General features: G+C 36.7%; 14 protein-coding genes. 8 read left to right on the top strand and 6 right to left on the bottom strand.

The window, feature by feature from the left end; all coding sequences use genetic code 11:
- The first annotated feature begins 65 nt into the window (after positions 1-65).
- The 4 genes from J2Z32_RS16860 to J2Z32_RS22730 all read left to right on the top strand — a co-directional run bounded on the left by J2Z32_RS16860 (position 66) and on the right by J2Z32_RS22730 (position 1,658).
- Positions 66-356 (top strand): hypothetical protein, encoded by a 291-nt coding sequence (locus tag J2Z32_RS16860; RefSeq protein WP_210090356.1) that lies wholly within the window; start codon positions 66-68, stop codon positions 354-356.
- Positions 357-556: 200 nt separating this feature from the next.
- Positions 557-892: a hypothetical protein gene (locus tag J2Z32_RS16855; RefSeq protein WP_210090355.1), complete on the top strand. Its 336-nt coding sequence runs from the start codon at positions 557-559 to the stop codon at positions 890-892.
- A 47-nt stretch (positions 893-939) separates the two neighbouring features.
- Complete coding sequence (locus tag J2Z32_RS16850; RefSeq protein WP_210090354.1) at positions 940-1,245, top strand: hypothetical protein; 306 nt, start codon at positions 940-942, stop codon at positions 1,243-1,245.
- A complete protein-coding gene (locus tag J2Z32_RS22730; protein ID WP_425343016.1) occupies positions 1,242-1,658 on the top strand; it encodes a prepilin peptidase in 417 nt (138 codons plus the stop codon). Before J2Z32_RS16850 ends, J2Z32_RS22730 begins: the two co-directional genes overlap by 4 nt.
- 33 nt (positions 1,659-1,691) lie before the next feature.
- Here the strand turns inward: J2Z32_RS22730 and J2Z32_RS16840 are convergent.
- The 4 genes from J2Z32_RS16840 to J2Z32_RS16825 form a co-directional block, all read right to left on the bottom strand.
- A protein-coding gene (locus tag J2Z32_RS16840; protein WP_210090352.1) for an IS3 family transposase occupies positions 1,692-2,812 on the bottom strand; the annotation gives its coding sequence in 2 pieces (ribosomal slippage) (positions 1,692-2,563 and positions 2,563-2,812; 1,122 coding nt in all).
- A 110-nt stretch (positions 2,813-2,922) separates the two neighbouring features.
- Entirely contained in the window at positions 2,923-3,552 is a 630-nt protein-coding gene (locus J2Z32_RS16835) for a DUF2812 domain-containing protein (RefSeq protein ID WP_210090351.1), read from the bottom strand.
- Positions 3,553-3,566: 14 nt separating this feature from the next.
- Complete coding sequence (locus tag J2Z32_RS16830) at positions 3,567-3,893, bottom strand: PadR family transcriptional regulator (RefSeq protein WP_210090350.1); 327 nt, start codon at positions 3,891-3,893, stop codon at positions 3,567-3,569.
- Positions 3,894-4,103: 210 nt separating this feature from the next.
- Positions 4,104-4,589, bottom strand: a complete 486-nt coding sequence (locus tag J2Z32_RS16825) for a DUF2569 domain-containing protein (protein WP_210090349.1) — start codon at positions 4,587-4,589, stop codon at positions 4,104-4,106.
- Between the two features lie 355 nt (positions 4,590-4,944).
- On the opposite strand from J2Z32_RS16825, the gene J2Z32_RS16820 reads away from it, so the two are divergent.
- Positions 4,945-6,735: a S9 family peptidase gene (locus J2Z32_RS16820; RefSeq protein WP_210090348.1), complete on the top strand. Its 1,791-nt coding sequence runs from the start codon at positions 4,945-4,947 to the stop codon at positions 6,733-6,735.
- Between the two features lie 122 nt (positions 6,736-6,857).
- On the opposite strand, the gene J2Z32_RS16815 is transcribed toward J2Z32_RS16820, so the two are convergent.
- A complete protein-coding gene (locus tag J2Z32_RS16815) occupies positions 6,858-7,358 on the bottom strand; it encodes a DUF2569 domain-containing protein (RefSeq protein WP_210090347.1) in 501 nt (166 codons plus the stop codon).
- A 309-nt stretch (positions 7,359-7,667) separates the two neighbouring features.
- On the opposite strand from J2Z32_RS16815, the gene J2Z32_RS16810 reads away from it, so the two are divergent.
- Entirely contained in the window at positions 7,668-8,132 is a 465-nt protein-coding gene (locus J2Z32_RS16810) for a GAF domain-containing protein (RefSeq protein WP_210090346.1), read from the top strand.
- 166 nt (positions 8,133-8,298) lie between these two features.
- Complete coding sequence (locus J2Z32_RS16805; RefSeq protein ID WP_210090423.1) at positions 8,299-10,074, top strand: acid phosphatase; 1,776 nt, start codon at positions 8,299-8,301, stop codon at positions 10,072-10,074.
- Between the two features lie 164 nt (positions 10,075-10,238).
- On the opposite strand, the gene J2Z32_RS16800 is transcribed toward J2Z32_RS16805, so the two are convergent.
- Positions 10,239-10,976, bottom strand: coding sequence for an alpha/beta hydrolase (locus J2Z32_RS16800; protein WP_210090345.1), 738 nt, complete (start codon positions 10,974-10,976; stop codon positions 10,239-10,241).
- A gap of 275 nt (positions 10,977-11,251) precedes the next feature.
- Here J2Z32_RS16800 and J2Z32_RS16795 point away from each other — a divergent pair, with 275 nt between their 5' ends.
- Positions 11,252-12,187 (top strand): aldo/keto reductase, encoded by a 936-nt coding sequence (locus J2Z32_RS16795; RefSeq protein ID WP_210090344.1) that lies wholly within the window; start codon positions 11,252-11,254, stop codon positions 12,185-12,187.
- Positions 12,188-12,283: the final 96 nt, after the last annotated feature.

Raw genomic sequence — 12,283 nt, 5'->3', positions numbered from 1 at the left:
ATGTTCACTGAATTATTGTTGTATTATAATGATGAAATTCAATTCAAATGGTGGAGGGGTTATGAATGTTAAGCTTATTAATTGTTGTAGTCTGTATTTTTTTAATTTTCTTAAACATATTAACAAAAAGTAAGAATAAATTGAAAGATGTTTCTCTTAGTCTTAGTTTTATATTTTCATTGAATGCAGTATTGTTAGCTTGTTATCATAGTAGGCTTATTAACAGTGAAAGTTCAATTGAATATTTATATATTTTTACATTAAAACTTGATGAAATATACTCTTTTTTAATGTTTTCTTTAGCAACAGCATTGATCAGCTTTGCTGTGTTTATATTTGCAAAAAATAAAAACTAAATAAACTAATACTTAAAGTATCGATTTATTAATAGGGCTTTGTCACAGCATTGTTTATATTTGTCTAACGAGACATACTTTTTTGATAAGTAGTAATTATGTTTAACTAAACGTAAAATTGCACTGCATATTTAACCAACTATATAGCGTAACTCTTTAAGAGGCTAAAATGGAAGTAGAACAACAAAAGCTGAAGGAGATTGAGTGGAAACATTGATTGGCAGCTAGAAGTTACGCAAGCAAACTGCGATGACTTAAATAAATTAGAAATTGAATATTATATTCGTAAAGCGGAAAAGAACTCATGGCCAAAAATAGTTATGGGTTCTATTTTTATTTATGAATTATATTCGAAGCGATGTGTATTAGTTTCTATACCTTTTAACAATGAGAGTTGGAGGATTTGCAAGGTCAATCCGTATGCAAAGAAAAATAATAAAAATGCCAAGGAGATAACCAGAGCAGGGTATGGATTTGAAATTAAAGTGAAACGTCCTATACAACTGATTGAGAAACAAAAGTTCCTAAAGGATTAGAGGGAACAGCTAAGCCATTTGGTAACAAATATTATGGTCCAGATGAGGTGTATGCTCACATTTATAGTAGTGGTAAAAGTAGCAAATTAGAGAAGGTTATTAAGCTTGAAAAGACAAGCGGAGATCGCAATCAAGCGACATGGGAGCTTCCAAAGCAAACAATGAAATCTGAATCGGAAAAAACATATACAGACCGCAAATATTATACTTCTATTAATGCACCAGATGGATATTATACGATTAAGATTAGCGGCTCACCTACTGGAATGAATGGACTGGAAGCTTGTATTACTAAAAAAGTAGAAATTTGGGGTAGCATGTACGAGGATATGCAGAATTTAAGAAAAGATTGACCCAAAATACAAGGGGTGCCCAGATAGGGTTCCCCTTTTTAAGTAGGTGTAAATATGATTCAAATAGCTGTGTTTCTAGTCTGTACATGGTTTCCTATACAGATATTCGATATAGGACAATATCTAACAAGATTACTCATCCATTAATATTAATCTGCCTAGTGTGGAGGTTGCTAAATCCAGTCTATGTATTAGGGATCTTTCCAGCCTTGATTTTGTTCATTCTGTTCTTAATTAAACCAGATGGAATTGGAGCAGGGGATATTAAGCTATTAGCTGTTATTGGTTTGGTTTTTGGACTGCAGAGAGTTGTATCAATAGCGATTATTATGTGCACGACATTGTTAGTTTATAGTGTTTTGAGAAGATATTTTGTGAAAGAGGTGTATGCTTTCCATTTGCTCCGTTTATAACGTTAGGTGTAGCAATGGATTGTCAACACTAAATCAGACAACTTTTTTAAGGGCTTCTTGGCGATACTGAACAGGTGTCAGATAGCCCAGAGATCCATGAATTCGGTGCCTGTTAAACCAGTTGACATAGTCGTATAATTCCAGTTCTAAATGACGAAGGTTTCTAAATTCCATTTGGTAAATAAACTCCGTTTTCATGATCTTGTAGGTAGCTTCAGCTACGGCATTATCGTAGGGACATCCTTTCTTGCTGAGTGATCGGCCAATCCCAAACGTAACTAAAAGCTGATCCATCGTGTGATTTTTAAACTCTCTGCCACGATCGGTATGAAACCATTGGATTTGGCTCAAGTCGCCTTCTACCGTTGCAAAAGCACGTGAAACCAGAGCAGCATCCTTATGCGGACCTGCACTGTGGCCAATGATTTCTCGGTTGAACAGGTCAATGAGGATACAAATATACTGCCACCGGTGACCGATCTTCACATAGGTGAGATCGCTGACGACAAAGCGTTTCGATTCAGTCTGATCAAACTCACGATCTAACTCATTCGCCGTTGTCGCGTCATTACAAGCTGTTTTGTGAGGCTTAAACTGAGCAAGGGTATACGTGGAGACGAGGCCCTGCTCTTGCATAATTCGTCCAATGCGACGTCTGGAGATGAGGAGTCCTCGCTCCTGAAGCTTGGCTTTGATCTTGCGTGTACCGTAAGCTTTTCGACTCTTGTGAAAGATGTCCACGATGACTTCCGTAAGCTCATCTTGATTCGGCTTTTCCTTCGCTTCATAATAGAACGTGCTTTTGGCAATTTCGAGCACGTTACACATTGCTGATACCGAGTATTTATCACGGTTATTCTGGATGATAGCTACTTTCGTCCCATGATCAGTGCGGCTTGCTTTAAAATGTCGTTCTCCATTCGTAGACGTTGGAGTTCTTTACGCATTGCGATTAATTCGTTTTCTTCAGGTGAACGGTTATCCTTCTCTTTGAAAGAACCTGTGGCTAGTGATTGCTTAATCCAGCGGTCTAGTGCTGAAGCTGTGAGGTCATATTCCTCCACAAGGGAGGATCTAGATTTCCCATTTTCATAGAGTTGGACCATTTGCCTTTTAAATTCTGAAGTAAATGTTCGTCGTTGTTGTTTTGGCATTGTAGAGATCCGCTCCTTCAGTATGATAGTTTTATTCTACAAGCCCTTATTTTTTCTGTCCAACTAAGTGTATCCGATCCAATTTCCTATTTTTCTATCTTAAGTAGTTATTAATTATAAATATTACTCTCTTCTTTTAACTTCTTAGCTCTCTTCCAATACTTAATGGTTGGGATCGTAAACAAAATACTAAAAATGAGTAAGAGTGCTCTAAACGCCCAAGTCATCGCGAAAGGCATTGAGAACATTTCAGGAATAAAGGTCATTGTAATTAGTAATAACATCATAAAAACTACCCACATATATGAATACATAATTTGCTTACAAGTTGCAAGTTTATCTTGAATATTTGAATGCAAATTAAAGGGGGTTCCATCTCTTTTTTTCTCTAAAATTAAAAGCTCCTTGTTATAACCACCAGGTGAAGTTGCAATTTGTCCCATTCCTTTTGCATAGGGACGCCATCTTACCTTCCCATAAGAAAAATTAAGGTTTATATTTTTGGAAAACGTACGAAACCCCATATTTTCTAAATGAACATGATAATCTTTTATTTTGGAATAAGCTTTGTCCCCTACAAACTCAACAGCGTATTCATATTCCCCAGGCTCACATTGATCGAAGGTGTAGGTCATCACCCCACATTTTTTGAGTCGATAACCACGTTTAGCCATTTGATTTAACCATTTCTCTTGTCCGTCTAAGAAGTCAAAAAAGTAACGAATTACTGTTTTACTCATTGTTTGTTCCTCCCTTATATAATAGATAAGGCGAGCTGCTGAATTTCCTCCATACGCTGTAGTTCCTCTTTTACCTTTTGCTGTCCTAGCTCTGTAATGATATATTCCTTTTTTTTGTTTTGGGCTTCATCTTTACTATTTAAAACAATCCACTTTTTCTTTTCTAATGCTTGAATAGCACCATATAACGTTCCAGCACCTAAGACAACACGTCCCTTTGTTGAACTTTCAATAAATTTCATGATGCCATAACCATGGTTAGACCTATGTAAAGCTAAAAGAACAAGTAGAGTTGTTTCTGTTAAAGCACCACCTTTAATGTTATCTCGCAAGTCCGTCACACTCCAAATTACTACGTTTACTGTAATAAAAATATATCACTAAACGTAATAAATAATCAATACGTTCCAGTCTAGATTCTATTAAAAACTTGCTGAAAATTATTATTCAGTTACTCTTGTCGCGTATATAGCGTATCTATGAGTTCATTCTAAGACAAGAAACCCCCTTAAATGCCGAAATATCAACATTCTTGGGGATCAGTTTTTAATCTAAGCCACAAACGTATTCTCAACTCGCTCTGATTTTAGAAAATAAGGAATCCAAATTGCACCTGAGATAATAGCTCCTATTATGCGTCTCATTAAACTTGTGGACTCGGCATCTGGTGCATAAGAGACTTGTTGAAACACAATATAATTTATAATTCCCATAGCTATGTTAATAGAGTACATGATCACCATCATCCGAGGCACCATAGCTTTTTTTCTATAAAATTGAATAATAATAAAAATAAGAAATAAGCAAAGAAGAATACTATAGGTGATTATCAATGTAATGTATCCTTTATCGCCACTCGTTAAGAACTCCCAAGCATCTGTACCGGATATTTCTTTCCAAAATTCAATAAGGCTACTTCCAATCGAAAAAAGACTTAGGAATAACGCGATTTGCGTCACGATTAACCATCCACCTAATCCGGAAATCAAACCAAGTTTAGCATGACCCTTATTTTCAGTATGTATTTCTGCATTCATTACTTTTAAAACCTCCATATAGTAGTATGTATAGTTTTTCCTTATTTCTCAAAAATTCAGTTTCTGCTTCTAAATTCCCGCTGTATCGTTCAAAAGTCCCCTCCTCAAATAAACAATAGTTATATAGTAACATGTTATCCTAATATTTTCCTTATCTTTTATATACTCTTTTAATTATTCCCGTACATTGCTTGACCTGAAGTAAATATCATTATTAAATTTACATCTAGCAATTTATCTATCTCCTTCTTATGATATATTTCATTGAACCAATTTGTTATTTATACTCATATATAAAGATATAAAAAGAAATAAAAGTATTAAAATTGTTCAAAATACAGGAGGTAAGTTAGCGATGCTACAATTTCCAAAACCAGATGTAGAGCAATTTTTTCAAAGTTATAGTATTTTTTCATTTGCTGTCACGAAGGATGAGGGGAGACTTATTTTTAGTAGCAATCTGAATGGGCAGCCTAACCTATGGGCGATGGAACTGCCAAACGGATATCCTTATCCATTAACATTCATGGATGATCGTTCCACTTTCATCAAGCCTGATCGTGAGGGACGGTTTATCATTACGGATTTTGATCATCATGGCAATGAGAGTTATCATCTGTATGCACTTCCGCCAGAGGGTGGGGCGCCACTCAAGCTTGTACAGGGTGAAGAGGGGGATAAATTTTATTTCTCGCATTTGTCCAAAGACGGCGAACGTCTCTATTATATGACCTCTATCGGCAATCCAAATTTTTTAAATGCACATAGATATAACCTTTTGACAGGTGAAAATGAATTACTGCTAGAAGGAGATACTTCAACTACCTTTCTGGTGGCAGTAAACTCTTCTGAAGAGCAGTTTGTTTACAAAAAATCTTTTTCCAATACACATCAGATAAGTTATTTACATTATGATGATAAGGTTATTCCACTTGCCCCTGATAGTAATAAGATTCATACTACCCGAGATTTTATTTTTACGAAGCGAGATACTTTACTGTTCATTACAAACTACGAGAGTAAATACAAGTATGTGATGGAATATGATTTGAAAGAAGGAACATTCAAGCCGGTTTGTCAAATTAGTGGGGAAGAGATTGAAAATATAAAATGGCATGAAGAATCAGGTACACTCTACATTTTTACGGATAAAGGGATTGAACATAAAATGTATGCTTTTAATGTGGAACGTGCAGAGTTGACCGAAATTAAGCTACCCACGGACATTGTGGAGCAAGCGGTTGTTGCGGAAAGTGGAAATGTATACATTTTAGCAAGAGGAGCAGTTGATCCGTTTAATATATACCGTTATTCAGAACAAAAATGGGAGATGCTCACTAAAAATATTGTGATTGGGTTAGGTCCAGACCAACTTGTTTACCCTGATGTGGTTCACTATAATTCCTTTGATGGGTTGGAGATTGAAGCTTTATTATTTAAAGCAAAAGAGGATGTGGCAAATGGATATACTATTTTTTGGCCGCATGGGGGTCCTCAAGCGTCAGAAGGAAAGTTTTTTAGATCAATGTTCCAATTTATGCTTGCTCATGGGTACAATATTTTTGCACCTAATTTCCGTGGTAGCACAGGGTATGGTTCAGAATTTGAGAAAATGGTAGAAGGAGATTGGGGTGAAGGTCCAAGACTTGATTGTTTAGCTGGAATGGATTGGCTGTTTGATCAAGGGATTTCAAGCCCTGAGCGTCTTTTTGTTGTAGGTGGTAGCTTTGGCGGCTATATGACGTTATTGCTGGCAGGACGTCATGCTGATTATTTCCGTGCTACGGTAGATATTTGTGGGCCAAGTAACCTGTTCACTTTTTTAGAGTCAGTCCCTGAAGATTGGAAACCGATGATGGATCAATGGCTAGGGCATCCTGAACGTGACCGTGAGCGGTTGCTTAAGGATTCACCTATCACTTATGCGGAGCAAATGATAAAACCAATGATGATTATCCAAGGGGCTAACGATCCTCGTGTTGTGAAGGCAGAGTCTGATCAACTTGTTGCCTTGCTTGAGGAAAAAGGTGTAGAAGTACAATATATTGTGATGGAAGATGAAGGACACGGTTTTTCTAAGCGAAAAAATGAAATTAATGTATATCGTAGTATGCTAGACTTTTTAAATAAGCACCGTGAATGCTGAAATAAAATTACTAACTAAAGAAAAAACCGATGAACATTTACGATAAGTAAAATTCATCGGTTTAGTTTTGTCTTCTTTCTAACAATTCCTTACACAAGGTCGTTTGAAGTTCTTGTGAAAAATTAATTTACAAATGTATTTTTAACTCGTTTTGATTTTATAAAATAAGGAATCCAAATTGCAGCGGCTATTCCAGCTTGTATTACTTCTTTTAGTAAACTTGCAATCTCATCTTCAACTGCATAGGTCACTTGTTGGAACACGATAAAGTTTATAATCGCAACAGCTAAGTTAACACCATACATAATCATCATCATTTTAGGAACAAGTACTTTTTTCTTGTAAAATTGAGTAAGAATAAAAATAATAAATAAAAGAAGTAGAATACTATACCCGATAATAAATATTAGGTAAGATTTGAATCCATCTGTAAAAAAACTCCAAGTATCCCCCTCTGATAGTTGTACAATCAAGTCAGTAAGTCGAATTCCATTTAGTATTAGGCTTAGAAACAGTCCTATCTGCGTTACAATCAACCATCCACCTAATCCAGACTTATTAAAACTAGTACTTTCTTTTTTTTCGTTATGTACTTCCAAATTCATTTCTTTTAAAGCCTCCATTGTGTTTTAGTATTTTTTGAATTAATCAAAACATAAAGCCCTAATCTACTTCGATATCATCACCTTTCCCAAATCAGCAATAGTTATATAGTAACACGTCATCCTAAAATTTTCCTTCTCTTTTTATAAATTATCCCAAACTATTTAATTTCATTTATTTAAGTGAATAAGATGCAGTAAATACATCTATTTTGGCAACAACACTATGTAATTACATGTATGATGTGTTTCCTTGAGTTATACTTGGAGAAGATATATTGTAAAAAGAAGCCAATGTAAATACAAAAAGCATCAATTAGGAGAAACGTCATGACTAATCCATTGTCAACTATTTACCAAGCTACACTTGATCATATTAGGGAAGTTATCGGGTATGATTTTGCCTCACTTGCTTTTGCCCAATCTGCTAAAGATGAGTTTGTCATTACATGGCAATATGTTTCGGGTAACTTGAATGATCGTTATAAACGCATTCAACTCCATTCGGGAAAAGGAATCGCAGGTATGGTGTTTAAAACTGGTAAACCGATGCTTGTGCTTGATGCTGAAGAAGAAATAGCACAAAGTGAACGATTTCAGTATCCGATCATCTTATCGGAGCAGTTATGCAGTTTGGCTGCCATTCCCTTATTTGAACTGGATCGAGTGACAGGTGTGTTATTAGTAGGTTATCGAGAAAATAAAATTAAAAAATCAGAGTTTGTGAAGCTACAGCAGCTGTTAGGAGGGAAATTTGGTGATTTTGAAGTGAATCAGTTTACTTCCATTGAGTAGCTTGCTTAGATTTTCATTAAATCCTTGCCTTCATTTGATGGTTAGGATTTTTTATTTTACATAAAATAGGGTTTGGCTTAACAAAAGATAGTTATGCTTTTATTGCAGAGCATTGTTGCATATTACACATTACACTTGTAACGGATGAAAGGACATGATTAAAGAAATGAAACTTACAAAAATCCCTGTTGTAGCGACATTATCGATCTCTTTATTGCTAGGCTCCGCCCCTAGTAGCTTCGTATCCGCCCAATCCCTACCCACAAATGTGGACATTGCACCAGCACCAGCATGGGGATATTTTGTAGATCAATACAAAAATAACACTGGCGATAACAAAACAATAGAGAGTAACCCTTCAATTGGGATATTATCAGGCTTTAATGCTCTATGGAAAGCAGGCACAAGCTGGAATACAGGGACGATTTTAAATAAAGATGTGTTAGGCTTAAACATTTTAAAGGTCTATAATCAAGCGAAGCGTCGTACAGCAAGTGAAGAAAAGCAAGCTTATTTAGATGATCGTCGTAATCAAAGCTATAGTGTAATTGAAGGGTTAGGCGCCTATACAGATGTATATCGAAATGATGCCAAAGCAACGACAACCATTCAGGACGTAGCAGCTGATGCGACAACGAAGAAATATAGTGATGAAGGTAACAATGCAGGCGAAGTGGATTCCAAGCTTGGCAATATGGTGAGCTTAGTGAACACATTAAGAGGGAAATATTCCTCAACCAACCCAGCAAAAACGTTTTACAGCTATCCACGTCCTTTTAGATGGGTAAATAATTCTGTCGTAGTTCCAACATTGTTGCCTGTACAAAATGCAGATCCAACTAAAGATGGTGGTTTTCCAAGTGGGCATACAAATGCAGCTTATCTAAGTGCATATGCTTTAGCTTATGCGGTGCCTGAACGCTATCAGGAATTGCTAACACGTGCTTCTGAGCTTGGAAACAACCGTATTGTAGCAGGGATGCATTCACCGTTAGATGTGATTGGTGGGCGAGTGATGGCAACAGCTCTAAGTGCTGCGATCTTGTCAGATCCTGAAAATGCCCAATTAAAGCACGCGGCATATGAGGAAGCGCATAGTAAACTATTGACGCAAAAAGGAACCTCCGCAGATGCGTATACAAATTATGAGCAAAATAAAAAATGGTTTAATGAGCGTTTAACCTACGGCTTTAAGCAAAATAAAACCGCAGTAACCAATACGACTGTTGTTCCAAAAGGTGCAGAAGTGCTGTTAGAGACACGTTTACCTTATTTAAGTGCTACAGATCGCCGCTGGGTATTAGCGACAACAGCATTACCCGCAGGATATCCAGTACTAGATGATCCAGAAGGCTGGGGAAGACTTAATTTGTTTGCTGCTGCGGACGGATTTGCTGCATTTGTCCATGATGTAACTGTAAATATGGATGCTTCTAAAGGCAACTTTAATGCCAAGGATCAATGGCGTAACGACATTTCGGGCTCAGGCAAATTTACAAAGCAAGGTACAGGGGTATTAGGTCTAAATGGAAACAATACGTATACAGGTGGAACTGTCCTTGAACAAGGTGGATTGATTGTTAATCATAAATCTGCACTTGGAAGTGGGGATGTAACCAATACGGCTGGAAATTTAAAAGAAGTGGTTAGCGGACAATGGTATATTGGAGGGAATTACAGTCAATCTGCTAAAGCAGGATTAGAATTAAATATTGCTAGCACATCTGATCGGTTTGTTATTAAACAACATGCTGCCCTCTCAGGTAAACTTACATTGAATTTTACAAATAAAGTGGTGCCTGTAAATGGACAGAACGTGATTTCCTTTGAAAAACGCCAAGGAAGCTTTTCATCTGTTGAAGTAACTGGTGTTCCTAGTGGCAAAAAGGTAGACATCATTTATACGACTAATAGTATTCAATTAAAAGTAACAAACAAGTAGCAAACAAATCATTTTACAGTAAAGAAGCTTGCCACTGCTCCAAGTGAACTGTGACAAGCTTTTTATTATGTTATTTAGTATAGATATACTAAACAATTTAAATCGACTTTAAGTAAGAACTTATCTCTGTAGAGGGAGTCGCTTCTAGCTTATAGTCATCTGTTTTAAGGCAACCATTGCAAAATGTTATCTACAATTTGCTTCATTTGCTGTTCCCCACTTATGGTTGCAGCTCCATCCCCTTTTTGGAAGCCATAGCTACCAAATTGACTATGGTTACCACCTTCGATCTGCTCAAACTTAGTATTCGTAGGTAAATTAACTTTACTTTCTTCATAACGTGTCCAGTTTAGCACCTTATCGTTAGAAGCTACAATCGAGAGGACGGGTAATTTCATATTTGCTAAACTACCCTTTTCATCTGCATAGGAGCCAAGAAAAAATAAGCCGGAAATTTTGTCTGGATTGGAAACCGTATATCTAGCTGCCATAACCCCTCCTAAGGAGTGACCCCCAATCACATATTGCTGATAAGACTCTTTTTTAACAATTTCTTCAGCTCGATCGCCAGCAAGTACAGCTAAATCTAACGGCATTTTTACAATATAAGTTGGATGTCCCGACTGTGCCAAGGCATTTGCAAAAGGAGCATAAGCTTTTTCGTCTACAAGACCTCCCGGATAAAAAATTATCGCAGGCTCTACGGGATGGATGGGTGTAAATGAAATCCAATGACTTTGCTCCTCAATGGCAATACCCTCTTCTTGCTTCATTTGCATCGCTTGCAGTGCAATGGGTTCAGGCTGATAAGGCTGTAAATAGATTGCTCCACCGATGACGAGCAGTAATAGGAGTAGAAGGAATACCTTCCACCATTTGAATGTAAATACTTTTTTAATCATTTTTCTACCTCGTTAATTTAGTTTATCTTGTGTTTATTTCGTCTTGTGTTTTAACTTTCATGATTGTGTTTAATTTGATTTTGTTTGTGCGCATTCATATCTTGCCATAGAGTTATTCTTTTGTCTATTATATGCTAAGTTTTTTTATTCCAGTTTTATGATATAATTTCGATAGGTTTACTCTTCTTTGTGTAAAGTATAACAAAGCTATTTTGGGTCATTATTTTGTATGAATCTTTTCCAAAAAATTTACGGATGAATAGGAGTTGTTAAGGATGACTGAATTCAAACGATTAGGTAAATCTGATTTGTTGGTGCACCCGATTGGTGTAGGGGCAAATGCGGTAGGTGGACATAATTTATACGGTAATTTGGATGAAGCAGCAGGGAAGCAGTTGATCCATACCGCTTTAGATTCAGGAATTAACTTTATCGATACTGCCTTTATATATGGTCCAGGTCATTCTGAGAGATTGATTGGTGAGGTAATTTCTGAACGGGGAAAACGTGAGGATGTCATCATTGCTACCAAAGGGGCACATAAAATTGTTGGACAAGATATCGTCATGGATAACTCCCCTGAGTATTTAACTGAATCTGTTCATGGGAGCTTAGAGCGCCTACAGACAGACTATATCGATTTGTTTTATATTCATTTTCCTGATGAAGCTACACCTAAAGATGAAGCGATCGGGGCTTTAAAACGGTTAAAGGATGAAGGTAAAATTCGTGCAATTGGCGTTTCAAATTTCTCACTGGAGCAGCTAAAGCAAGCTAATCTCCATGGTGATGTAGATGTATTCCAAGGCGAATACAACCTACTAAATCGCTCCGCGGAGCAACAATTATTCCCTTATCTAATGGAGCAACACATTTCATTTATTCCTTATTTCCCTCTGGCATCGGGCCTGTTGACGGGGAAATATACACGGGATGCTGACAAGAAGGATTTACGTAGAGTGCTTCGATTTATTAAGGAAGAAGAATATAGTTCTACATTAGAAAAAATTGAGCTACTCAGACCAATCGCAGAAGCGAAAGGCGTGGAAATTAGTCATATCGTATTAGCATGGTATTTAACAAGAGAAGCAATTCCTGCGATTATCCCTGGTGCTAAAAATTCTAATCAGGTTCTCTCGAATTTAAAAACAATCGATGTCCAATTAACTGCGGATGAAATTTCAAAAATAGATCAGTTTTTTCCTGCATAACCTTGATACCACAAGAGCTTTCTTTCCTATTCTGCCATAGGGAGAAGGCTCTTTTTATAATTTCGGGACTGATAACGTTATGCACACTACCTCCAC

Origin of the sequence: Paenibacillus turicensis (assembly GCF_017873435.1) — a bacterium.
Taxonomy (GTDB): Bacteria; Bacillota; Bacilli; order Paenibacillales; family Paenibacillaceae; genus Fontibacillus; species Fontibacillus turicensis.
The sequence above is the reverse complement of the archived record's forward strand: the minus strand, read 5'-3'. Positions and strand labels throughout refer to the sequence as shown.